This is a genomic window from Flavobacterium sp. Arc2 (genome assembly GCF_041431385.1).
Taxonomy (GTDB): Bacteria; Bacteroidota; Bacteroidia; order Flavobacteriales; family Flavobacteriaceae; genus Flavobacterium.
Genome location: NZ_JASMRH010000033.1, coordinates 1 through 24722 on the forward strand (window position 1 = coordinate 1; position 24722 = coordinate 24722).

Consider the following 24722-nt stretch of genomic DNA (forward strand, 5'->3'; position numbering starts at 1 on the left):
CGAGAAAAAGATTTAATTTTGAAACACCAAATTATATGTTTAACCAAAAAGTTGCATTAGTAACTTGAATCCAGCTTATAAAATGTGACTGAGAATAATTTCTCTGTTCATTTACCCGGGTAAGCAGAACCTTTATTTAGCACGATGCTAAATTTTTCGCTTTTGAATTCGAAGCAAATCTATATGCTCTAAAGTACCCGCACAACACTATAGTGGTGGGTTTTCACGATAATAACTATGGATTTTCACGAAATCCATACAGTTTTTTTGAACCAATAAGACACTATTTATCAGTAGATTATAGTATTTTTGAAATACCCTTTGTGGAAAAGATTCCAGTACCTATATCTTGATACACAAGGAGTGTTTCGCAACTACCCCAAATTTAATTGATGTGTTTATGAAGCCATTTTTTATACTAATGTTATTTGTGCCACTGTGGATACAATCTCAGAATACCTCGTTCAAAGTTCCAGACTCAATTCAAAATAAAGATTTTGGTTATTTGGAAGACCGAATAGATCAGTTTAAAAATGACAGTACAAGAGCTGCCATATACTTATTTACTTATATCAAAAAAGCGAAAAGGGAACACAACTGGCAGGAACTTAAAAACGGTTATCAAAACTTAATGCACCTATCCCCTTCTTCGATGCGGATAATTTACGCTGACAGCATGGTATATGCAGCAAAAAAGACGAAAGATAATGCTGCAATAGGTAGTGCGTTCTTAACCAAAGGAATAGTTTTGTTTTCCAATAAGAAACACGAAGAGGCATTAGATGACTATCTTATTGCTAACGCATATATATCCAAGACAAATGATCAATACCTCATTTATAAAGTTAAATACAACATTGCACAGCTGAAGAACAACATGGGATTTTATGACGAAGCCATTTCTTTATTGAGAGAATGTATAAACTACTATAAAAAAAATCATGACAGACCTTATCTCAATTCACTCCATTCTCTGGGGCTGTCTTATAATAAAGTGGGCAACTACGGCTTGTGTAGCCAAACTAACGAGGAAGGAATCAAAGAAAGCGCAAAGCGCGCTTGTCCAGAAATGACCGCTTATTTTCAGCACTCGGAAGGTGTGAATCAATATTTTCTTAATAATTACCAAAAGGCTATTGATATTTTAAAAAGTACAATGTCTGAAATAGAAAGAAACAGCGATTTTGCCAATGAGGCTGTAGGGAATTTTTACATTGGGAAAAGCTATTGGGAACTTAAAAAACATGAAACTGCCATCCCTTATTTTAAAAAAGTGGACCAGATTCTAAACAGTAAACAATTTATAAGACGGGATTTGTTACAAACTTATGTATTATTAATCAACTACTACAAAACAAAAAAAGAGGATAAGCTACATTTGTATTATGTAGACCAATTACTTAAAGCAGACCAATTGCTGCGTGAAACTAACAGTTATCTAGTCGCCAAAGTAAATAAGGAGTATGATAATAAAAACATTATTATTGAAAACCAAAAATTAGAGCAACAAGTAAATGGACGAAATTCCAACAAATTGATCTTCATAACTCTGGGGACACTAATATTCTTAACTCTTCTTTTCGTTAGCTATCGCAACTTTAAAATGAAAAGTACATACAAAAAAAATTATGAAGCACTGATGAATAAAATCGTGCAGCCTATTAAAGAAATTACCGCAATACAACATGCTGGAATCGATGATATTAATACCGCAGCAGTTACTGAATTAATTAAGCAATTAGAAAAGTGGGAACAGGGTAAGAAATTCCTAGAAAAAGAAATCACCTTGGTAAAACTAGCCGCTACTTTTAACTCCAATACTAAGTATCTTTCTCTTATTATTTACCATCACCGCCATAAGAAGTTTGTTACCTACGTTAATGACCTAAAAATAGATTACCTTATAACCGCAATTAAAGAAAGCAAAATTCTGCAACAGTACAAAAATGAAGCACTGGCTGAAGAAGTTGGCTTTAGTTCTACCCAACGATTTGCGAATGCTTTTAAAGCAAGAGCCAATATGCCCGTAGCTTTTTATATAGCACAACTTAATAAAGAAAAAAAGAAAGTAGTAACGTAAACAAGAGAACAACTCAAATTTTACACTCTAAGTATTCTAACGACAGCATAAATTACTATTTTTACCTCTTAAATTTATAAAAAAGACATCATGAAAGATTTAATCGAAAAAATCAACGCAGAATTTGAAACATTTAAAACCGAATCTGAATCACTAACTAAAAAAGGTGTTAAAGCAGCTGGAGCAAGAGCTCGTAAAGCAACACTAGAGCTAGAGAAACTATTAAAAGAGTTTAGAAAAGTCACTGTACAAGAATCAAAAAAATAATATTTCCCTAAAAAAACCTCGTTTAAATCTTTTTAATCGAGGTTTTTAGGTTTATCATGCCAATTAAATTTTTAAAGTCCTAGTTCAAAAACTACCAGCAGCACTTTTTTATATTTTTGTGGTACATAATACTATATAGAAAGCTTATCCTTTCATCAATTGTTTTAAACGTCCTTGGTAAGACTGCCAATAATTTCTTTTCGTAGCATCGTTAAGGAAAGAAGCAGCTACCATTTTTTCTACCAGTTCTGACTGTGATAACATTAACGCCATGATATCATTAAAGTTTTTTTCACTGATCCCTATCTGCTCAGCAAGGACAAAGAATTGTTGCCTTATCTTTCCTTGAGCTAAATTTTTAGGCAATAGTCCATCATCCAACGCAAATTCTTTATCTTCAATGTGAATACGGCTATTCAACAGGTCATAAGCTGGACTTAGCCTATAATCTCCCATAGCGGTTTCCAGTAAAGAAAAGTTTTTAAAATGAGCATCTCCATTTGAAAACAGGTAATTGAATACCAATATTTTTAATAGCTTTGGTGCTTCCAGTTTATATGCAGGTAAATATTGCTTCATTAATTGAAATAACTCTAAATAGCTTCCTAAATACTTATAATGGGCTCCGTAGGTTTGTGGTGTCCTACCTGCCAAAGAGGCAAAATCATCTTGAGCCAGTTTAGTACCGTCCTCTTTAACATCAAACCGTTTGGTTATGTAAGCAGGAGAACCATTCTTAAAAAATATTAATGCATTTTCGGCTGTTTCTATTCCATAGACCTGACGGGCAATTTGCATAGTTAAATGCTCATTAGCGGGCATTTGGTCTAGTTTTTTACCCGCACCGGGAATGGGTTTCAGAATATAAGTACCCGGTTCTCCTTCATTAATAAGCCTTATCTTGTTCTTTTCAAGCACTACAGAAAATTTTTCCTGCACTCCTGAAATTGACATACGCTTGCGGTTTTCTTCAAAAAGCGCAGCTGCTTCAGGATTTGATGCCGGAGAATCGTAAGGCAATACGTGATTTACCTTTTTACCATGAAACACTCTGTTCAAACAGGTTCTACTATATGTATCAAAACCTTCAGCTAATGTACCCGGACAATATTTTATTTCAGGTAGACTCATAACTCTTCTATTTTAATAACACGAACAGCACCGATGCTGTCGTTTTTTGCAGTAATCATCAGTAGTCCAAAATAATCGTCTCGGTCAATTCGATTGTATTTACACACAACTTGTTTGTTAGGCCCCTCTGGTAACATATTATAAAAAAATGGAAATAAGAATTCTGAATTAAACTCTTGTTCCTTTTTAGGCAAAGTAAGACTGATTCCTCGCTTACTAGGGTCTGCTATCCAAGAATCATTATAGCGGAATGTAAATGATCGATTACCGTGTTGTGTCAATACACCCGCTTCTTCGTCCTTAAATAGTATTTTTGCTTTTCTCATTCGTTACGGAATAGATTTTTAACTTGAAGACGAACCTCCATACCTAGGACATCTGCTAACTTTGATAAAGTAAGTAGTGTAGGATTTCCTTTCCCACTTTCAAACTGTTTTAGCGTTCTTAAGCCAACACCAGATAGTTCTGCCAGGGTTTCCTGAGTGACCTGGAGTTCCTCCCTCCGTTCTTTTATAGACTTTATAATTTTCTCGAAGTGCATTATACGGCTCTTTTTTATACAAATATATAACAAATAACACTAATTGCACAAAAAAGAGCATTATAAAGCACTAATTTGTGTTTTTTATAATTTTTAGCATTAAAATTCATCGTATAGTGCATTTAAAAGCACTATTTAACTAACTGCATTTTAAAATTGTTTTTGTTTTGTACCTTATTCCTACCTTATTGTATCAATCCTAAAAACTGCTAAGCTCTTCCTTTCACCCCTATCTAACATATAACAGTGTTTTAAATCCTGATTTTTCATGTCCTTTTGTATTTCATGCCATCTAAATACCTTGCAAACAGTAGAAAGTTTCATATCACAGCATACTAACTGAAAAATTATTTCATTGCGACTCAACTTTTTAATGAATCATCAGTATAACCATAAAGCAAATAGTTATGATAACAATTACAACACAAATTTTTATTTTTATTCCAGCGATGATTATCCTATTTTGGATCATGCTTGATAAAAAAATCAAAGTAAACTTTGGAGAAATTAGAAAAACACTTCAGATATTACCCATCTCTAAGATAGCTCAAGCCATAATCAGTTGGTCAAAAAAGAAAAGTGATCCTTAAAATACAATATTCCCTGAAGCAGCAGCATATAAATCCATCAACATAAAAGAAGTAATTAATCCTGTAAATAAATTGAGAACTTAATTTACACATGTGAAGCTGGGAAGCTACTTATAACTAAAGTATTTTCATCGTTTTTTTTGAACAACTATATTTTTTACATATTGCATATTGCGATCTGCGATATACATAGGTAATTATTTGTATATTAAATTAATAATATCTAATATTGCATATCGCAATATGCGTTTTACCGATCAATATGACACAATTAAAATATACTTTAAAGCCACAAGATATCGTTATACTTCTCAAAATAATAGCTTTGGGAGATACCTCCTGGTATCATCATACTATAGCGCAAGATTTAAATATGAGCCAATCTGAAGTAAGCCAATCACTTAATCGTTCAAAATATGCAGGACTAATAGACAGTACAAAGAAAAAAGTCAACAAACTAGCCTTTACAGAGCTGTTGCTTAATGGTATTTCTTACGTATTTCCACAGCAACCTGGTCCAATAGTAAGAGGGCTTCTAACTGCGCATTCGGCCCAACCATTAAATAAAATAATAAATTCCAACGAAAATTATGTCTGGCCCTATGCCAAAGGACTTGATAGAGGACAGGCAATAGAGCCACTATACAGCACTGCCGTCCAAGCCTCTTTAAAAGATCAGAACCTTTATGAGCTATTGACTTTGGTCGATGCAATACGAGTGGGTAGAACACGTGAAAAAGAGTTGGCAAAAACAGAACTTAAAAAAAGACTCCTTCATGTATAATAAAATAATAAATCTAGACTTAGTGGCACAAGTAGCAGAAGGACTACAGGAACTACGTGAGAGAATGGTTTTTATTGGGGGTGCTGTAATAAGCTTATATACCGATGATCCAGCCGCCGAAGAAATACGACCAACCAAGGATATCGATATGACAATTAACTTGGGTGACAACTATGCCGAATTTGCGAAAATGCAAGAAAGGTTGGCTGAACTGCATTTTTACCCAGATCCTCAAGGACAGTCCATTTGTAGTTATAAATACAAAGATATTGCTATCGATATTATGCCTGCAGAAGATACAGCAATTGGCATCTCTAACACTTGGTACAAACCAGGGTTTGATCATTTACAGCAAATAACACTGGATAACAACCTAGAAATAAACATACTACCCGCCCCCTACTTCCTTGCTACTAAAATTGAAGCATTTAAAGACCGGGGAAATAATGATTTTTATGGAAGTCATGATTATGAAGATATAATATACGTTTTAGACAATAGGACAACTATAGTCGAAGAAATTTTGGCATCAAACGCTGAAGTAAAAAATTATCTAAAACAGGAATTATCTTTAATTGCAGGACATCCGCAAGCAAATGAAATTTTAGCAATGCACATACATCCGTTAGTTGTAGAAGAACGATTTCCTATATTACTGGAAAAGATAAAATTGATTATACAATAGAATAATTAGTCGTTTACCGACCTCTACTGAGACTGGAATTAATATACGAGACCAACTATCAACGACTGAAAAAAAGACAACCTGATCATGCAAGAGCAAATGATATGTGGAAATAGCCTAAAGATTGAAGAGTTCTTATAAATTATCACTCCATTCTGCCGGGTAAGTTTATAGAATAACCCAAATATGATAGTACAACTGGTTATTGAGGTTAAAAAGGATTGCTATAATCGTAGTTTTAGGGTGGCTGTTTATAAATGACATGTACCACACGAAAGGATTCGTGCGGTAGCGGGGGATAATTATATCGTGGCTTGCAGGAATATTAGAACATTTTTTTATTGATTTGCGATCACATAATAGCACTCCAATTATCAGGATCGTAAACGCCCGATTCTTTTTCTGCCTTTATTGTTTGATGGACTAAAATCCATATGCTTTCATTATTATCATCGTTTGTAAGTATACTATTAATTAAGGCTTTTCTAGTGAAAGTTAAAAACTCCTCTACTTTTGTAGTATCACTCAAAACTCTTTGTATTTCAGTAATAAATAGGTTTTCGGCAAGTTTATCATCAAGAATAGAATCTTCAAATTCTTCGATAAAACCGTCGAAGTTGTCATTTATTTCGTAGCTATAATTAGTGTCTGTTTGTGTGTTTTTTTCTTTAAAAATAGTTTTAAGTTCTCTAAAAATATCTGGTTGATCAAGAACGGGTTGTTTTTCAACCCAATCCCATATGATATCAGGTTCTTCCTCATTTTCTAAAAAGCACAATAGTTGTTCTCTATATTTAGCGATTTTATTCATGATTTTTCTCGTTTAAAACTTTTTTAAAAGTTAAATTTAAACATTTATTCTGAATTTAAGCAGGAAGGATTATATAAATGTAATTACTTCTTCTGCATTTCCGTTAAAATGAATGTAAGGATTTATTTGTGCCATATTTTTATTTTGAAATGCTATTTATACTTAGGAATACCACGTGAAGAAATAGATTTGCCAGTAATGGTCTAATTACTCCTCCTTCTAGCGTGCCTGATAGTGTGGTGCACCAGCTTGATATCTTGGTGGTAGCCAAAACTCTCCCGATATCGGAACAGTGATAGTTAATTTTATGGCTAAGGCAACTTATGTTTTATTGTGATGGAAAACACATTAAAACCACCCGAAAAACTACTCCAAAAAAAAGAGGCGTAATGGCCTCTTGAAATTCTTTTTACACATTTATCGAAAAACCCATAGTTCCTGCTAGTGACCGGCTCCGTTCAACCGGAGTTTCATTACTTCATCCGTTCGCTACGCTCGGGTGTTCGTGCTACGCACGCAACGAAACTATAGCTGTTGGTTGCTGGTGTTTATTAAGTGTTTCGTAAAATTAACAAAGTTTTGTTAGGCTATATTTATAAAATGTATTAATATTGCACTTAACTAATAGGTTAAGTTTGGATTGTTTTATACAAATATATAAATGCGATATCGAAAAATACAGGGTTTATTTGAACTCGAGTAATGCGGAGGTGTTTAAAAAATTTAATGAAATTAGTAGAAGCCAAAAAACTGTAAATAAGTTTGTCCTTGTAATTGAAGCTGTTAAATTACGAATAGACAATAAAACTCAATTTAATTGGGAAGGGAAGTGTGATTATGGAGATATTTATGCTATTAAAGTTGATAATCATAGATTTTACACAATCATATATAATCACGATGGATGCCGTAATTTATATATATGTAGATACGGAAGAAAACAATCAAACTCAAATGATAAGACACTAACAGGTACAATCGATTCAATCTCAAAAATTGAAATCCAAATTTTTTTTAGCAATGAATAAATTACAGATTAATTTAAAAAATCAATTATCAAGTTATGTCGATAATAATAGAGAAAAACTTGATGTCGCATTATTAAGTCTAAGAATTATAAAGCAAATAGATACTTTTTTAGATAGTAAAAAGCTTAATCAGAAAGATTTGGCTACTAATTTAGAGGTTTCTGAAGCTTTTATTAGTCAATTAATGTCAGGTTCCAAAAAAATAAACGTTCAATTTATTAATAAGTTCGAAAAAAAATTCGACGTTGAATTTGACTTTAAATTAAGAGATAAAAAATCAATGGCTACTTTTTTTGAAATAACAAATAGTTCAATTGAATTAAAATCCAATAAAGCAGAATTTACTACAATTAAAGCGTTCTCATTTAAAAACAACTCTAATTCGAATTATTTGCTTGAAGAAGAATATGTATAAATGGTAATAAATAAATGATATGAATAAAATAGAAGAAATAATTTTCAATTTAAAGATCTTAGAAATAAAAGTTATTAGATACTCTCAATTTGAACTTTTAGAGAGTTTTGATAAAAGTAAATTCCCTTTGGTAGAGTTTCAAACAAGTTTTGATTTTAAAGTAATTGAAGAAGAAGATAAGATAAATTCTATTATTACAATTAAAATAAAAGTAATAGAAACGAATGAATATTTTGCTGAATTAATTGTGCAAACTTCATTTTTTGTATCTCCAATTAAATCAATTGTTACAAAAGCACAAAATGGTAATTATGATGTGAAAGGTGTTGTTTTATATAACATTGCTACTGTTTCTTTATCTACAATTAGAGGTATTTTGTTTGAAAGACTAAAAGGTTCGGACATACAAAAAGAAGTTTACCCTTTAGCTGATTTATCAAAAATATTTTTGCATTAAGAAAATACAACTTTTTATTTTTAAATTATAGTTTTTAGTTAAATTCTTGTATTTTCCCATTCTGCTGTACACTTGCCATCAACTAGCATATAACATCAAGAAGTAACACTTTTTTAAAGTTTTACCATATAGTTCAAGCAATATTTCTATGGCTGTAAATAAAAGCTTTTAAAATTATTAATACTATACCCACTTTTAGTGATATTTGGGTTGAATTATATAGCTTTCTCCAGATTTTTTATGTCCTTAAACAAAAAAAAGAAACCTCATCAGTATTTTTTTCAACCTCTCCCCTATCCTTTTTATGATAAATCTTCCCTCTCGAGTAAAAACCTAAAAACCAAGCCACAATAAACCCTATGATTTCATACTATTCCATTTATCAAAAATAGAACAGAACTATTAGAGTGTTCGTGTTCCTAAACCATTTGCTCTCATTTGGATAAGTACTAATCCCGAATAGACAAGTATAAAAAAAGAGGCACAATAGCCTCTTGAAATTCTTCTTCCACACTTATCGAAAAACCCATAAGGGATGTATGTAGAGCGGTTCCGTTCAACCGGAGTTTCAATGTTCGTGCTACGCACGCAAACAAAACTTCCCTGTTGGTGGTAGTTTTTATTCTTCTTTTTTCTGTTTTTTTATTTTCTGTTCTTTTAAAAATTCCGATCGAAATTGAGAAAACTTAACTGTATCAATTATAGAAAACCAAGTTGCAATCATACCATATAAGAAGCAAAATTGTAGTAATAAAAGTAGCCTATAATCTTGAAGCCAAGTTTCATTATGATTTGTTTCAATCCAATACGAAGTTCCCGAATATAAAAGTATAGACAAGATTAAACTTAAAAATAAAACGAATAATGTGAACTTGAATGACCAAAGTAGCTCTGTAAATGTATTTTTTTCTTCTAAAAATTCAATGAAATCATTGTCAGAAGATGACATTATTATAGCCATAGCTGTAAAAAACAAAGAGAAAATTATTGAAAGAACTGTCATTGCTACATTATAAAATGAAAGAGCAAAATTCATATTGATATATTCAGGTAATACTAAATATGTTGTGAAAACACTTAAAAGCGTAATCCCAAAATCCCAACTAAGAATTATTGCTTTAAATCTTCTCATTCTTGATGATTTGTTCGACTTTTAATTCTTTCAAAAGTACGACTAAGATAATTAATTATTTCTTGAAAACTTCCTCGTTCAATATTTTCTGGTAAAACCTGTGTTATTTCCTGTCTTTTTGATGTTGTTGTAATAGTCATTGGATTTCCTTCTTCGTCTTTTCCTTGGGCTGTTGCAACACCATAACCGTCCTCAGACATAGCCATTTTTGCAATAGTTTCTTCATCAATAATAATTCCTTCATTAGTTGAAGATTCTTGGACTTCTTTATATTTGGTGATTCTGTTTTCTTGCATTCTTTCATCAGTATCTCTCCATAAATCAGCATTATTCGGATTAGATGGTACTAACATTATTGAAACACGATTAATGTTGTGTAAATTTCTAACTTTCTCAATGAAAGAATATTTTTCACTAATTGTACTAATAAAAAATTCAAATGCTTTGCCTTGATGATTAATTTTAAATAGGTTTATGAACATTCTTTCAAACATTGTTTTTGAAATTAGATTTTTAATCTCTTCAAAAGCAATAATCATTTCAGCGGTGTTAATTATGAAAAATGCTTTTCCTACAATATTATTAACCGTACCACCTCGTTTAACTGTTCCTGTAATTTCGTCAAGTACTTCGCCACGTCCATATGGGTCATACTTAATCAAATACCCTTTTATGTAATTTTCATATGTAGTTACATCGACTATTTTATAAGAATAGTCATTAAATCCTGCTGATGCTTCACTTCGAATTCCATCTATTATAAAAACATCTTTACGTTGATTTTCGGTAACATTTAGATGCAACCTATTGAAATGCATTTTTGGCATAAGTATTTAATTTGTATGCTTTTATATTTTTATATTCTCATTTTTATGGTAAAATTGCCCCCAACTTGTATATAACATCCACAAGTAACGTTTTTTTTTTTAAGTTATAACCTGCTTTACACCATTTCTCTTCGTTTGTAAATAAAAGCTTAATAAGTTGCATTCACAATACCCATTTTTAGTGATATTACTAAAATTGCAGGACGTAAAAGTATTCTGTAAATTTTTTAATTCGTAATGGGTTTTCACGGAAACAAAACTCATAAAAAAAACACCTCATCAGCATTTTCTAACCCTTCCTCCTACTCTTCCAACTATCATTTTTATCATAATCCCTCCTAAACTCATATATTCTCCCTCTCAGGTAAATTCCTAAAAATGAAAACACTATTAGCCCAATAATTTCATATTTTGAATCCTTATATTATGATCAAAATACACTCTTAAATTTTAAATGTAATATGGAATTATAATTTGCAATATCGGTGTATTTCTAGTAAATAAAAAAAGATGCCTTAGCATCTTTTTTTATATTATATATCAACTTACTCAAATAACATTCTAATATCTACTTTTAAAGCTGTAGCAATTTTCATAAGAGTTTTAACTGTTGGATTACTTTCTCCTCTCTCTATTCTACCAACTTGATTCTCTGACAAACCAATTTCTATAGCTAACTTGCTTTGAGAAAAATCTGTTGTTTCTTCTCTAATCCTTCTTATGGTAGCACCAAGGGCAACCAGCACCTTATATTGTTCATCTTTTATCACTGCATAAAATTCCGTCATAAAAAAATATTAATCCCACACATATATGTGTGTTTGTTATATTTTTTTATTATATTTGCTAATGAATACATAGATTTGCGTTTCTTCAATTAAAATATTTGAAGCATTCGCTTTGAATTTCGTCTTAGAAAACTGGTAATTTTAAAAGGAACGAAATGATAAGTAAGATGCTCACGTCCCATGGCGTGGGCTCACTTATTGTTCCCGGGTATACCAGTACCTCTAAGGCAGTAAGCTGAGTTCCATGCCATTTTTTATGCCTAATATTTAGGCACTACTCAACTTCCATTCTTAGCACTGCCTCATCCTTTAACAGTCTCGCATTGATCCTTACTGTTTAACCGTATAAACTTTCGCTTGCCTATGATTTAAAAAAAGAATTCTATTAAATGTCTGTGCTGTATTCTTCATTATTTTGAATTAGTAAAAATCCAGTACTGGCTATTAAAGCAAAAAAATGGCCCTCTAACTCTTCTTGGCGGCTGACTAGAGGACCATTGCTAACAAAACTAACGTTTCTATTAACTAACCCAATATTATGAAAAATAATTCATTTTACAAGGGGAGATTGGCTTTTTGGTACCTGATTGTTTTCGGGTTCCTAATCTCCTACACCCCTGCTTTATCAAAAACGGCACTGCCGTCCATGCCCTCTTTACCACAACAAAACCAAATAAGCGGCAGCATCACTGATGGTAAAGGACCTTTAGCTGGTGTGACCATAACTATAAAAGGGCAACAAAAAGTAGCTATCTCTGACTTTGATGGGGAATTTACTATCACTGCATCGCCCAACGATATGCTTATTTTTAGTTTTATGGGTTACAAAACCCTAACTATTCCTGTGGCTGGACGTTCTGTCTTAACTATTCGTATGCAAGAAGATGCGACTTCACTACAGGAGGTCAAAATTAATGCGGGCTACTATTCCGTCAAAGAAAGCGAACGCACGGGAAGTATTGCAAAAATCACGGCAAAGGATATCGAAAAACAACCCGTGACTAATCCGTTAGCCGCCATGCAAGGACGTATGTCTGGCGTGAACATTACCCAAGCCACAGGTGTGCCGGGTGGGGGATTTGATATTCAAATTAGGGGAATTAATAGCATCCGTACCGAGGGAAATTCACCCCTATACATCGTGGATGGTGTACCTTACAGCTCGCAATCGCTGGGTTTCAGCTCCGCTTCTTCAGGTATACTTGCGGGTACTACTAGTCCATTAAACGGTATTAATCCAACTGACTTAGAAAGTATAGAAGTACTCAAAGATGCAGATGCAACCGCAATTTATGGATCTCGTGGGGCTAATGGTGTGGTCCTGATCACTACCAAAAAAGGCAAAGCAGGAAAAACAAAGTTTAACTTAAATGCTTACAGTAGCTTTGGAACACTAACCCGTACCCTAGACTTAATGCATACGGACCAATACTTGTCTATGCGCCGTGAAGCTTTCTCAAATGATGGGATCACAACTTATCCAAGTTATGCCTATGATGTCAATGGAAAATGGGATCAAACAAGGTATACCAATTGGCAAAAAGAACTAATTGGGAGGACTGCTACAACCAATAATCTACAGGCTAGCTTATCTGGAGGCAGTTCTGGAACCCAATACTTAATAAGCGGTACTATGCACAAGGAAACCACCGTTTTTCCAGGAGATGCCAAGTACGGTAAAGGGGCGGTACATACCAGCCTGACTCACAGTACTGAAGACGGTCGTTTCAAAATAAACTTTTCAGCAAATTATACTGCTGATAAAAACATACTTCCCCCATCTGACTTTACCTACAAGGCAGCGGTTCTGGCTCCTAATGCACCCGCTTTGTATGATGCAAACGGAAATCTCAACTGGGAAAAGAATTCCTGGACCAACCCTCTAGCTACCTTAAATGGAAGATATACTGCTACTACCGCTGCGCTGATTGCCAATACATTGCTGTCCTATCAAATTTTAGAGGGTTTAGAATTAAAAACGAGCCTGAGTTACACGGATAACCGAGTAGAGGAAAGTCGCATCAATCCTTCCACAATGTATAACCCTGCGTTTGGAATTGGTAGTGAACGTTCTACTTTATACCTCAACAATGCATCAAGCCATTCATGGACAATGGAACCACAACTAAATTGGCTTAAAAAAATAGGTAAAAGCGAGATCAATATCCTTGCAGGAGCTACTTTTCAGGATCAAAAATCCAGTCAGTTAGCACAAACAGGCTCGGGGTTTCCCAGTAACGGTTTGATTTATAATCTTGCAGCTGCATCGCGCTTAAACATTTCAAGCAACTCCTTTTCTGAATACAAGTACCAAGCTTTTTTTGGTCGAATTAATTTCAATTATAAAAGCAAATACATCCTAAATGCAACGGGCAGACGCGATGGTTCCAGCCGATTTGGACCTGGTAATCGCTTTGCTAATTTTGCCGCTGTTGGTGCCGCTTGGGTATTCTCAAAAGAATCCTTCCTTGATACTAGTCCCTTTCTTAGCTTTGGAAAACTTAGAGCTAGCTATGGAACCTCTGGAAACGATCAAATTGGCGATTACCAGTTCTTAGACACCTATGATGTTACAGGAAACAATTACAATGGTGTCATCGGACTCCAGCCTTCAAGACTATACAATTCTGATTTTGCTTGGGAAACGAATAAAAAATTAGAAATTGCTATAGAATTAGGTTTTGTCAACGATCGTGTTTTTTTAAGTACAGCGTATTATCGCAACCGATCTTCTAACCAATTAGTAGGAATCCCATTAGCGGGTACTACAGGGTTTTCTTCTTTACAAGCCAATCTAAATGCAACAGTTCAAAATTCGGGATTAGAACTGGAATTACGAGTCGAACCATTCCGATCTAAAAAATTTAATTGGACTTCGAATTTCAATCTGAGTCTTCCCAAAAACAAGTTGTTAGAATTTCCTAATCTAGAAAGTTCCCCCTATGCTAATAGATACCTCATTGGGCAATCTATAAGTATTCAAAAAGTATATCACTATACAGGAATCAATCCACAAACCGGACTGTATTCTTTCGAAGATTATAATAGTGATGCACAAATTAGTAGCCCCAACGACCAGCAATGGATTGAAGACACTGCTCCCAAATGGTTTGGAGGTTTTGCAAATCAATTAAGCTATAAAAATTGGTCCATGGATTTCTTATTCCAATTTGTAAAACAAAAAGCAAGAAATTATTTTTACAACACTTCTTGGGCTGGAGATATGGTCAATCAACCTACAGCTATAGGAAACCATTGGCCAGTAAATGCGGAGAACGCTCAAACGCAATTGTATACTACTGGCGAAAACGGAGAAGCGCTCGATGCTTGGTCTTCTTATAGCAATAGTAGTGCAACAATCAGTGATGCCTCTTACATCCGTTTAAAAAGTGTTAGTCTATCGTACACAATCCCTACCAAAGGATCGGCTATCAGTACGGCTAGAGTCTATTTACAGGCACAAAATCTACTGACTTTTACGAACTACAAAGGAGCAGATCCTGAAAATCAATCTTCTTTTTTCATAGCGCCCTTGCGTCAGATCTCATTGGGTGTACAACTGGGTTTATAACATAAAAATTAACAAGATGAAATATTACAGACAAATACAAGTTGCATTAATGGCTGCTTTAATAGTTATTACATGCCTTTGGCTTTTTAGTTGCGATAGTTTTACTGAAACGGATCTCCCGAAGACGCAACTAATCAAAACTGCCGTTTTTCAAGATGTAAAAACGGCTACAGCAGCTCTTTCCGACTGCTATGCTCAAATGCGAGATTACAGCATGATAACGGGAAATTCTGATGGACTTTCCAGTCTGTTAGGAAATTATGCAGATGAATTAACCTACTATGGAGTTAGTGACTCTCCCTTGCAAAACTTTTATAATCATACACTGCTACCTTCCAATAGTGGGGTTTCCGTTTTATGGAATTCTAGCTACAATCAAATTTACGCTGCAAACGCTATAGTAGAAGGTGTAGATAATTCAACAGCCATTACAGGAGATGATCGAAACCGCTTGAAGGGAGAAGCGCTGTTTATCCGTGCTTTTATACACTTTAATTTGGTGAACTTGTTTGGAGATATTCCCTATATCACCAATACCGATTATAAAACAAACACTATGATTTCAAAGCAGACCCAAGCAGACGTCTACAAGCAAATTATAGCAGACTTACTAGAAGCAAAAGAGCTATTACCCGAAACGTATACTTCCGCTCAACGAATCCGCCCCAATAAATACACCGTTTCGGCCTTACTTGCAAGGGTGTATTTATATACGGAAAACTGGCAGTTAGCTGAAAATGAATCGAGTGTTATTATCAATAAAACAGCCCTTTACCAATGGCAGGATAATTTGGATTTAGTTTTCTTGAAAGACAGCCCTTCCACAATTTGGCAATTGCATCCTGGTGTTGCAGGCTTAAATACAATAGAAGGTCGAACTTTTATTTTTACTAGTGCGCCCCCAAATATTGAAGCTATAAGTCCAGAATTACTCCATGCCTTTGAAACTGGAGATCAAAGAAAAAATCAGTGGTTGGGTAGTGTGAATGATGGAACGGACACGTATTATTTCCCTTTTAAATACAAGCTTGATACGAATTCAGGAACATCTCAGGAGTACTCCATCATTTTTAGATTAGACGAGCAATACTTAATTCGAGCTGAAGCTAGAATACATCTAGGAAAACTAGCTGAAGCAAAAAATGATATCAATAAGATAAGACAAAGAGCAACTTTGCCAAATACGGCTGCTGGTACTTCAGAGGAACTATCACAAGCTGTCTTACAAGAACGAAGAATAGAATTGTTTACTGAATTCGGGCACCGTTGGCTCGACTTAAAACGTACTGGAAAAACAGGTACTGTTTTGAGTGTAATTAAACCAGCATGGAAAGATAGAGATAATTTACTTCCACTTCCTGCGTCTGAACTGCTAGCAAATAGTCATTTATTACCTCAAAATCAAGGATACTAAATTATGAAAGACACTATCTTATTAATAAAAAAACATACAATCTTACTTCTTTTTTTATTGGGATCCGTAACTATATGGGGACAGATATCAGTAAAAAGAAACGTTTCTCCTGCTGATTACAGCCAATGGAGTACGCTGTCCGGAGAGAAATTGACCGCTGATGGCAAATGGGTAAGCTATAAGTTGGCCTATGATTCAGGCAAGGATACTGTTTTTGTACAGCAAACAATGGGCAGTAAAAAACACATTTTTCCTTCAGCAACAGATGAAAATTTCAGTCGAGATGGAAAATGGTGGGCCGCAATAGTACCCGAAAAAGGACTTGGTATATTGAGTTTAAAAACCGGGAAATGTCAATGGACGGAGGATGTGATTTCCTATGAATTTCTGGGAAATGGTGCATATGTGGCTTTTCTTAAAAAAACAGGACTGGAACAAGAACTCTGTATTTTGAATTTGGTAAACGGACAAAAATATAGTGTAAAAGATATTGCGGAATATAGTTTTAATGCCAGTGGTAAAATCGCGGCATTTATAACAAAGCAAGAAAACGCCGTAAAATTAATTTGGCTTGATGATCACTTCCGCACTTCGGAAATCATGCAACCTTCCGACAATCGGTTTAAAAACCTGATTTGGAATAAAGATGCAAATTCACTGGTTTTTTTACAGGAAATCCAGCAGGATGAGTACCAAGGAACCAATCACAAACTGTATTTTGTGAATCATATGGATACCACTCCCAAACTGCATATACTAGATCCTTTACTTGCTGAAGATATCCTTAAGGGGCTACGAATTGTAACGCCACCGGCCAGAAAGTCCATTGAAATGGCAACGGATGGCAAAAAGGTTTTCTTTTATACAACCACTCCAAAATTACAGACCAAGGAGAAGGAAATCGTACAGGTATGGGACGGTGCAACACCATGGACCTACCCTAGCCAAAAGGATTCAGAAAGCTGGCAATACAATTCCAAAATGATAGTGTGGTGGCCCGAGGAAAACAAGTTGTTTAAGATAGGAACCGATGAGTTTCCAAAAACGCAGCTATTAGCAGATGGAAATTATGCTTTAAACCATAATCCGCTGCAATATGAACCACAGTATGAATTTGCCAGCCCTGTTGATTACATACTAACAGATGTGCGTACTGGGGAAAGTAAAAAAATACTGGAAAAACAGATTCGAAAATATGATTTTATCAAGGGATCTGGTTCCGGAAATTTTATCAACTATTTTAAAGAAAAGCATTGGTGGGTTTACAATAGTAAGGAGGATGGCCATATCAACCTGACATTGCCTTTGGGAATCCCCATAGATGAGGTGGATTATGATTGTGGAGGCACTGCCCCGCCTTACGGAAGTCCGGGATGGTCAGTGGATGAAAAATACCTGATTGTTTATGATCAATATGATATTTGGTTATTGTCTGCCGATGGAAAATCACAAAAAAGAATAACACACGGTCGTGAAAAACACATTCGATACCGGATTGCTGAGGACAGCTATACGGATTCACAACTGTTTGGAAATGCAGAATTGCCAGGTAATAAATTTGATCTCTCTAAAGGAGTATTGATCGAAGCATTTGGCGATGACAAATCTTCAGGCTATTATTATTGGCATCCAGAAAGAAACATAAAAAAAATGGTGTATAAAGACCGAATGATAGATCACTTGATAAAGGCAGAACAATCCTCAAGCTATATATACAGAGAACAGTCTTTTAAACTATCCCCAAGATTGATGTTTAAGACTGAGAAAGAGAAACAGCCAAAAATTTTGATACAAACCAACCTACAGCAGAACCATTTTGATTGGGGGCATAACGAACTGATTTCTTATACCGATTCCAGAGGGACTCCACTGCAGGGAGTATTGTACTATCCGTCCAATTTTCAAAAAGGAAAAAAGTATCCCATGATTGTACATATTTACGAAAAGCAATCACACATACTACATCATTATTTCAATCCAGCAGAAAATGCAACGGATGCTTTTCCTCGGACGAATTACACTTTGGATGGTTATCTCGTCTTATATCCTGATATAGCGTATGAAGTAGGTGAACCTGGTAAATCAGCAACGGATTGTGTGATAGCAGCAGTAAAAGTAGTGACAGCAAAAGGAATCGTAGAAGAGCAACACATCGGATTGACGGGGGCTTCATTTGGTGGTTATGAAACAGGCTATATTGTGTCGCAAACCAATATTTTTGCGGCAGCGGTAGCAGGTTGCCCACTTACCGACTTTGTAAGCCAATACCTTAGTCTGGATGATAACTGGGGACTTCCAAGGATGTGGAGATACGAATCGCAGCAACAACGCATGGGAGTATCCCTTTTTGAAGATTATCAGGGATACATTGAGAACTCAACTGTAGCACAAGCTGTAAAAATTAACACCCCTTTATTAATATGGTCTGGCCTGGAGGATACAATGGTAAGTTGGACGCAAGGACTCGAACTGCATTTAGCCTTGCGTAGGCTGCAAAAGCCAAACCAATTTTTAGTATACCCAGGAGAAAACCACTCCTTTTTAAAACGGGAGACAAAAAATGACTTGACACAGCGTACCAAAGAATGGTTCGATCATTATCTTAAGGAGAAACCTTTTAGAGATAATTTGAGTAGTAATTAAAAACAACAATGCTGGATTTTAAAAAAATCCAGCATTGTATTACCAATAAATATTGGCTTAAGAACGGTTACTAAATTTTTTTAAATAGCACATCCGGACAATCAGTTCCAGCAGCATTCAGACGATAAAGCTGCTGACCACTAGAGGTACACATTTGCGGATTTTGAACTGTGGAACACTTTACATTTGTTGCCTCGCAGGAAACAGGGAGATGTCCATTCACCTCAATAGCACTGTTCAAATTAGAACTTGAAACATTGTTAGCGAAAGCTCCCGCAATCGCAAAAACAACTACTGCAATGGGAAATCCCATTTTTGAAAAATTTGTTTTCATGATACTAAAATTAAAAGTTAATGATCTACTCTTTTTTACAGGTTTTCGATCGAGATCCTGATACTGCGCAGTATATTTTAATTCCTTTTTAATAAAGATCAAGGTGTATGTAAAATCTTAAATTCCCTTGGTTCATAGGCATTAGTCCGTATCTTATATGTAACGATAGAATGATCGTATAGGGCTACAAAAACATCCTCAACTATCCTAAAATCAGTCATTTTTTGATCCAAAAGATTAGGAACATAAAAACTAAATAAATAGGTGTTTTTCATAAAATCATAGACATCAATTATAGATGATTTATCCCACATCTCTTTCGTTTCATAACGCCCCATTAGACCTGCATGTACAAAAAGGTAATTACCAAAAGTTGCTGTTCTTTTATTTACTATGATTGGTGGAGCACTTAGCTTACTTTGATTTTTTGATTGGATATGTGCTACCTTAATTTGCGCTCGACTAATTGTATCAATGGTATGACCTCGAAGTACTAAATTTAAGCTATCATCACATACGAGATACTCATTACGATAATAGTAAGTATACAGAACCTTTTTTAATTGCTCATTATAAATTAAATTACCATCGGTATCAAAAATACCCTCAATTTGCTTTTCCAATAGCCGCGATGCTAATCTTACTTTAATCGTATCCGTAATTGTTATAGTTCCTAAAATATTTTCATGATTTTTACTGCTTATAGCGCGCATAACGAAGGTCTTTGAATCTAATGGTTCTGCTTTAGTAAAATAGACTTTACCATACATCCATAAATTGGCTTTCCAATCGGTAAGATTACCTCTAAAGATGCAAGGAACGGTACCGTCCATCAAATAAAAATACGGTGGTTGGACACGTACTTGTACAGAACGAAAAGGAAGGTTAGATTTGGAAAGTCTTATAACATAACTTTTTTGCGTTTGTAACCCAATGTCGATTACTATGACATGAAGAGGTGCCTCATAATTGCATAGATAAACTTTGTTCTTCTCGATGCCGGCAATATAGAAGGACGGATGTTTTAAATCTAATTCATTAATTTTTGTAATTGGATGATGCGGAAAACGACGAATAAAGTTGTTGCGATGATGAGTAATGTCTTCCGACAATAAAAAAATTATTACGACAACAGCAATACTGCTCAATAAGGCGATAGAGACCATTCTAAAAGTTCTATTATACTGATTCTTAGAAGCAAAATTTTTCGGATTAAATAGTAACAGCATTATACCCGTAAATGCCAGTAGCACGAATAAAATATTAAACACCAAATGCTCAGTCCAATCTAAATTTTCAAGTATTCCTCCACAAGAGCAAGGAATAGAAGAACTATAATTCAAGATAATGATAATGTATGTAGTAAACATAATCATTAGACTAAAAGCTGCAAATAGTCCTACTAACCGATATCTTGGAATTAGCAGTGTCAAGGCTATCAAAATTTCTATAATTGGGACACCCCATGAAACCCAACTCGCAAAAGCACTTAGTAATGGCGACTGTCCCAGTTGCACTTGAAAGTTCTCAAAATCCAATATTTTACTCACTGCAGCATAAACAAAAAGCAGTATGCACAACAGACAAATTACCTCTAATATTCCCTTCTTTATTGCTGCACTTATTTTCATATCTGCTCTTTTATTGGATTAAACCGAATGAATTCTAAATGTTCACAACTTTGAAGTTTCTCTGGATTTGGATTTAAAAGATTCAAAGTATTTCCGATTATTTAAAACAATCATTCTTAAATACTTACCAAAATTACAGCCGTTTTTTTGGAAACATGGTTTAAAAATCAAGCCAAAATATTTGAAAATAAAGCCATTTTTCGAATGATGAATGGAAACAACAATTACTCTTAGAACCAAAGATGATTAAAACCAAAGAATGCCAAATAAACAAGATTAGTTTACTTGGCATTCTTTTAGTTTCTATTTAATAATCCATTCTACTTCGTGGTTCCACTCAACGCATTTAGTTTTTCACTTAGTTCTATCAGCCCAGCTTTTAAGAGACACTCCCCTCCTAACGACCTCAACTCTTCCAAATTTTCTTCTGGAACACTTGTCAATAAGTTTGATGCTTTATCATCTACTTTTTCCAATAAACCTCGTTCAATAACATGGTTTAATAACAATACATTTTTACGGGAGATTTTCAAATCAATCTTCACCAGCTCATTCATACCAGGGATACTAAGGATCGTATCAAAAACCTGGGCTACATCATTTGTTGTCAGCATAATCTTCTCGTTTTAAATTAGTAATTCATTACTCCAAAAATAAGAAGCTTGCTTCAATTTATCCTAGTCAAAATATGATGAGGATTGGACAAAGGATTTAGCTTTTTTACTTTAGTAAGCGGAATCTGAATTATGAACCTGATAAAATGTATGTTATGAATTTCAGCAACAATAGCTTTTCGATAGAGCAAGCCAAAGCAATAGATTTAGTTAATTACTTAAAGTCGATGGGTTTTGAACCTGAAAAAATTAGGCGCGATGACTACTGGTACCGGTCTCCGTTAAGAGATGAAAAAGAAGCTTCCTTTAAAATCAATCGCAGATTAAATCGTTGGTATGACCACGGCCTTGGCAAAGGCGGAAACTTGGTTGATTTTGGTATCGAATTTTACAAGTGTAGCATTCCTGAATTACTAAACAACTTAAGTGGGAATCTTTCTCTTCAGCAGCCAATATTTTATCCTTCAGAAAGTACTATCCAACAAGAACCTAAAATTAAAATTATAGAAGAGACTACGCTTACTTCTTATCCGCTTTTACGCTATATCGAACAGCGTACTATTCCAGTTGCAATTGCACAACAGTTTTGCAAGGAAGTTCACTACAAATTAAATGATAATACTTACTACGGAATTGGTTTCCAAAATGATTTGGGAGGCTATGAAATTCGCAATCCTTATTTCAAAACAACAGCTTCACCTAAGGGAATAACCACCTGTGAAAATGGTAGTAATGAGGTAGTTGTTTTTGAAGGCTTTTTTGACTATTTATCCTTTAAAGCGATGACCAAAAACCTTCCTGAAAACAGTCAGAATTTTGTCATTTTAAACTCTGTTTCTTTTTTCGAAAGAGCACGTCCTTTTATGGAAAGACATGAATCCATTCGGCTTTATCTTGACCGGGATGAAACGGGACAAAGCTATACGAAGCGTGCACTTTCTCTGAGTACAAAATACAAAGATGAAAGTAACCTCTATAAAAACTATAAAGACCTCAACGACTGGGCAATGAATTTTGGAAAATCAAAGAAAATTAATTTACGGCAAAAAAACAGCTAGCTATTATTTCGATTTCCCCTATAAATTATTGCTGTACAATATACTGTTCGAAAAACGACTACAATAACCAATGCAATTATAATTAGCTAAAAAGATTGCCACGTTCCTGCAATCGGCAAGATGTCCGGTTGTTAAACAACCGAATCTTGCTGCCCCTTCACTCGGAACTCGTGGGCAGTGAGACTGAAAGGATAAAAAGAGTTCAGTAATGAATAAAATGAGAGATGATGGAAAGAGAAAATTCAAAAAGAACACGTATTGTCGGTTTACGATTTACGCCAGAAGAGTATGCAAAAATTGAACGCAAATGGAAAACAAGTACCTGCAGGAAGCTGAGTGACTACATTCGCAAACACCTATTCAACAAACCGATTACTACTAATTACCGTAACCAATCCCTAGACGATTTTATGGCAGAAATGATGCGTCTAAGAGGAGAACTGAACGCTATTGGAAACAACTTTAATCAGGCTGTAAAAAAGTTGCATACACTGAATCAGATTTCCGATTTTAAGCACTGGCTCATCAGTTATGAGTTGGAGAAAAAAATACTTTTTAATAAGGTGGATGAAATAAAGAAACAGATTCAAAAAATAGCAGAATCATGGTTGCAATAATCAAAACGGGACATTCCATCCATCGAATTTTAAACTACAATGAAAACAAAGTTCAGCAAGGGGTTGCAGAATTTATTGGGGCTGGAAATTACCCTGTCGATATCGACAAAATGAGCTTTACCATGAAACTAAACCGCTTGTTAAAACAGGTTGATTTAAATGAAAATGTGAAAAGAAACAGTGTCCATATTTCGCTCAATTTTGATGTGACGGAAAAGGGAATTTCAAAAGAGAAACTAATGGAAATAGCAGATACCTATATGGAGAAAATTGGTTTTAGCGAACAACCCTATTTGGTCTATCAGCACCATGATGCAGGACATCCACATATTCATATTATTTCTATAAAAGTGAGAGCTGATGGAAGCAGGATTGATATGCAGAATATTGGTCGAAACCAATCTGAAAAAGCTAGAAAAGAAATTGAAATATCGTATGGATTAGTTCCGGCTGAAAAACATAAAAGAGAAAAAGAATTAGTCGCAAAACCAGTTAATGCCAGCAAAGTAGAATACGGTCGCACAGAAACAAAACGAGCCATAACCAACGTACTGGACAAAGTACTTAAAAATTATAAATACACGAGCTTGCCCGAATTAAATGCGGTGCTCCAACAGTATAATGTTATTGCGGATCGAGGAAGCGAAAATTCAAGGATTTTTCAAAATAGAGGTTTAGTGTATCGCATACTAAATGAAAGTGGTGAAAAGGTAGGCGTTCCAATTAAAGCTAGTGATTTTTATAGCCGTCCAACACTGGAATTTTTAGAAGAACGATTTATTGTAAATGAAAAAGCACGAACACCCCATAAGTCCAGAATAAAAAACACAATTGATATGGCATTACTCAATCCACAAAAAATATCGATTCAGGATCTAAAAAAAATTGCAGCATTATCTGGAATCAATATGGTTTTTCGACAAAATGGAGAGGGTTTACTGTATGGCATTACGTATGTAGATCACCAAACGCAATGTGTATTTAATGGTAGTGCTTTAGGAAAACAATATAGTGCAAAAGCTATTCAAGATCGATGCGGTTTTAATAATGGAGCGCAGCAAAAAGCAAGCGTTTTTAAAATTAAAAAATCGGATAGAACTACCGCACAAGCAAACTCAAAAGAAGTTTTCCTTGCATCAAGCGCTACTGAATCACTAAAGAATTCAGCTGCTAAACCCGCTATTGAAATTGGCAAATTAGTAAACACATTTACGCAGTCGGAACATGATTCCTCGTATCTGCCAAATCAATTGAAAGCCAAGAAGAAAAAGAAGAAACGAAAAGGACAATCAGATAACCAATAA

General features: G+C 34.6%; 23 protein-coding genes. 13 read left to right on the forward strand and 10 right to left on the reverse strand.

The features are described 5' to 3' along the window. Window positions 1-400 precede the first annotated feature (400 nt). Both QO182_RS17430 and QO182_RS17435 read left to right on the forward strand, forming a co-directional pair. On the forward strand, window positions 401-2080 hold the full coding sequence (locus tag QO182_RS17430) for an AraC family transcriptional regulator (protein WP_371563038.1): 1680 nt from the start codon (window positions 401-403) through the stop codon (window positions 2078-2080). A 90-nt stretch (window positions 2081-2170) separates the two neighbouring features. Beyond that, on the forward strand, window positions 2171-2347 hold the full coding sequence (locus QO182_RS17435) for a histone H1 (protein ID WP_371563040.1): 177 nt from the start codon (window positions 2171-2173) through the stop codon (window positions 2345-2347). 144 nt (window positions 2348-2491) lie between these two features. On the opposite strand, the gene QO182_RS17440 is transcribed toward QO182_RS17435, so the two are convergent. Genes QO182_RS17440 through QO182_RS17450 form a run of 3 tightly spaced genes read right to left on the reverse strand, consistent with a single transcriptional unit; the run spans window position 2492 to window position 4019 of the window. Then, window positions 2492-3478, reverse strand: a complete 987-nt coding sequence (locus QO182_RS17440; RefSeq protein WP_371563043.1) for a HipA domain-containing protein — start codon at window positions 3476-3478, stop codon at window positions 2492-2494. After that, the gene (locus QO182_RS17445; protein ID WP_371563045.1) at window positions 3475-3804 is read right to left on the reverse strand and encodes a HipA N-terminal domain-containing protein; all 330 of its coding nucleotides are present in this window, start codon (window positions 3802-3804) and stop codon (window positions 3475-3477) included. Before QO182_RS17445 ends, QO182_RS17440 begins: the two co-directional genes overlap by 4 nt. After that, the gene (locus tag QO182_RS17450; RefSeq protein WP_371563048.1) at window positions 3801-4019 is read right to left on the reverse strand and encodes a helix-turn-helix transcriptional regulator; all 219 of its coding nucleotides are present in this window, start codon (window positions 4017-4019) and stop codon (window positions 3801-3803) included. The genes QO182_RS17445 and QO182_RS17450 overlap by 4 nt, the downstream gene beginning before the upstream one ends. Before the next feature lie 407 nt (window positions 4020-4426). Here QO182_RS17450 and QO182_RS17455 point away from each other — a divergent pair, with 407 nt between their 5' ends. The 3 genes from QO182_RS17455 to QO182_RS17465 all read left to right on the forward strand — a co-directional run bounded on the left by QO182_RS17455 (window position 4427) and on the right by QO182_RS17465 (window position 6078). After that, window positions 4427-4609: a hypothetical protein gene (locus QO182_RS17455; RefSeq protein WP_371563051.1), complete on the forward strand. Its 183-nt coding sequence runs from the start codon at window positions 4427-4429 to the stop codon at window positions 4607-4609. A gap of 325 nt (window positions 4610-4934) precedes the next feature. Next, window positions 4935-5393 (forward strand): hypothetical protein, encoded by a 459-nt coding sequence (locus tag QO182_RS17460; protein ID WP_371563053.1) that lies wholly within the window; start codon window positions 4935-4937, stop codon window positions 5391-5393. Beyond that, complete coding sequence (locus tag QO182_RS17465; RefSeq protein WP_371563056.1) at window positions 5386-6078, forward strand: nucleotidyl transferase AbiEii/AbiGii toxin family protein; 693 nt, start codon at window positions 5386-5388, stop codon at window positions 6076-6078. Before QO182_RS17460 ends, QO182_RS17465 begins: the two co-directional genes overlap by 8 nt. Window positions 6079-6430: 352 nt before the next feature. On the opposite strand, the gene QO182_RS17470 is transcribed toward QO182_RS17465, so the two are convergent. Beyond that, entirely contained in the window at window positions 6431-6889 is a 459-nt protein-coding gene (locus QO182_RS17470) for a hypothetical protein (RefSeq protein ID WP_371563059.1), read from the reverse strand. 1020 nt (window positions 6890-7909) lie between these two features. Between QO182_RS17470 and QO182_RS17475 the strand changes: the two genes are divergently transcribed. Together QO182_RS17475 and QO182_RS17480 are read left to right on the forward strand one after the other, a co-directional pair. Beyond that, window positions 7910-8332 (forward strand): helix-turn-helix domain-containing protein, encoded by a 423-nt coding sequence (locus tag QO182_RS17475; RefSeq protein WP_371563061.1) that lies wholly within the window; start codon window positions 7910-7912, stop codon window positions 8330-8332. 19 nt (window positions 8333-8351) lie between these two features. After that, window positions 8352-8789, forward strand: a complete 438-nt coding sequence (locus QO182_RS17480; protein WP_371563064.1) for a hypothetical protein — start codon at window positions 8352-8354, stop codon at window positions 8787-8789. Between the two features lie 619 nt (window positions 8790-9408). Here the strand turns inward: QO182_RS17480 and QO182_RS17485 are convergent. From QO182_RS17485 to QO182_RS17495, 3 genes are all read right to left on the reverse strand, one after another. Continuing rightward, window positions 9409-9921 (reverse strand): hypothetical protein, encoded by a 513-nt coding sequence (locus QO182_RS17485; protein WP_369764939.1) that lies wholly within the window; start codon window positions 9919-9921, stop codon window positions 9409-9411. Next, window positions 9918-10748, reverse strand: a complete 831-nt coding sequence (locus QO182_RS17490) for a DUF4747 family protein (RefSeq protein ID WP_371563068.1) — start codon at window positions 10746-10748, stop codon at window positions 9918-9920. The genes QO182_RS17485 and QO182_RS17490 overlap by 4 nt, the downstream gene beginning before the upstream one ends. 545 nt (window positions 10749-11293) lie before the next feature. Beyond that, on the reverse strand, window positions 11294-11536 hold the full coding sequence (locus tag QO182_RS17495; RefSeq protein ID WP_369764937.1) for a helix-turn-helix domain-containing protein: 243 nt from the start codon (window positions 11534-11536) through the stop codon (window positions 11294-11296). A 538-nt stretch (window positions 11537-12074) separates the two neighbouring features. Between QO182_RS17495 and QO182_RS17500 the strand changes: the two genes are divergently transcribed. From QO182_RS17500 to QO182_RS17510, 3 genes are read left to right on the forward strand one after another with little or no spacing between them, the layout of a single operon-like run. Further along, on the forward strand, window positions 12075-15107 hold the full coding sequence (locus tag QO182_RS17500) for a SusC/RagA family TonB-linked outer membrane protein (protein ID WP_371563071.1): 3033 nt from the start codon (window positions 12075-12077) through the stop codon (window positions 15105-15107). 16 nt (window positions 15108-15123) lie between these two features. After that, a complete protein-coding gene (locus QO182_RS17505) occupies window positions 15124-16521 on the forward strand; it encodes a RagB/SusD family nutrient uptake outer membrane protein (RefSeq protein WP_371563073.1) in 1398 nt (465 codons plus the stop codon). 3 nt (window positions 16522-16524) lie between these two features. After that, complete coding sequence (locus QO182_RS17510) at window positions 16525-19164, forward strand: alpha/beta hydrolase family protein (RefSeq protein ID WP_371563075.1); 2640 nt, start codon at window positions 16525-16527, stop codon at window positions 19162-19164. Window positions 19165-19234: 70 nt separating this feature from the next. Here QO182_RS17510 and QO182_RS17515 read toward each other — a convergent pair whose 3' ends face one another. The 3 genes from QO182_RS17515 to QO182_RS17525 form a co-directional block, all read right to left on the reverse strand. Then, window positions 19235-19498, reverse strand: a complete 264-nt coding sequence (locus QO182_RS17515; RefSeq protein ID WP_369764933.1) for a DUF6520 family protein — start codon at window positions 19496-19498, stop codon at window positions 19235-19237. Window positions 19499-19596: 98 nt separating this feature from the next. Beyond that, window positions 19597-21129 (reverse strand): MauE/DoxX family redox-associated membrane protein, encoded by a 1533-nt coding sequence (locus tag QO182_RS17520; RefSeq protein WP_371563078.1) that lies wholly within the window; start codon window positions 21127-21129, stop codon window positions 19597-19599. 320 nt (window positions 21130-21449) lie between these two features. Continuing rightward, complete coding sequence (locus QO182_RS17525) at window positions 21450-21743, reverse strand: hypothetical protein (protein ID WP_371563081.1); 294 nt, start codon at window positions 21741-21743, stop codon at window positions 21450-21452. A 155-nt stretch (window positions 21744-21898) separates the two neighbouring features. Between QO182_RS17525 and QO182_RS17530 the strand changes: the two genes are divergently transcribed. The 3 genes from QO182_RS17530 to QO182_RS17540 all read left to right on the forward strand — a co-directional run bounded on the left by QO182_RS17530 (window position 21899) and on the right by QO182_RS17540 (window position 24722). Then, complete coding sequence (locus QO182_RS17530) at window positions 21899-22801, forward strand: toprim domain-containing protein (RefSeq protein WP_371563083.1); 903 nt, start codon at window positions 21899-21901, stop codon at window positions 22799-22801. 224 nt (window positions 22802-23025) lie between these two features. Further along, entirely contained in the window at window positions 23026-23418 is a 393-nt protein-coding gene (locus QO182_RS17535) for a plasmid mobilization relaxosome protein MobC (protein ID WP_371563086.1), read from the forward strand. After that, the gene (locus QO182_RS17540; protein WP_371563088.1) at window positions 23406-24722 is read left to right on the forward strand and encodes a relaxase/mobilization nuclease domain-containing protein; all 1317 of its coding nucleotides are present in this window, start codon (window positions 23406-23408) and stop codon (window positions 24720-24722) included. The genes QO182_RS17535 and QO182_RS17540 overlap by 13 nt, the downstream gene beginning before the upstream one ends.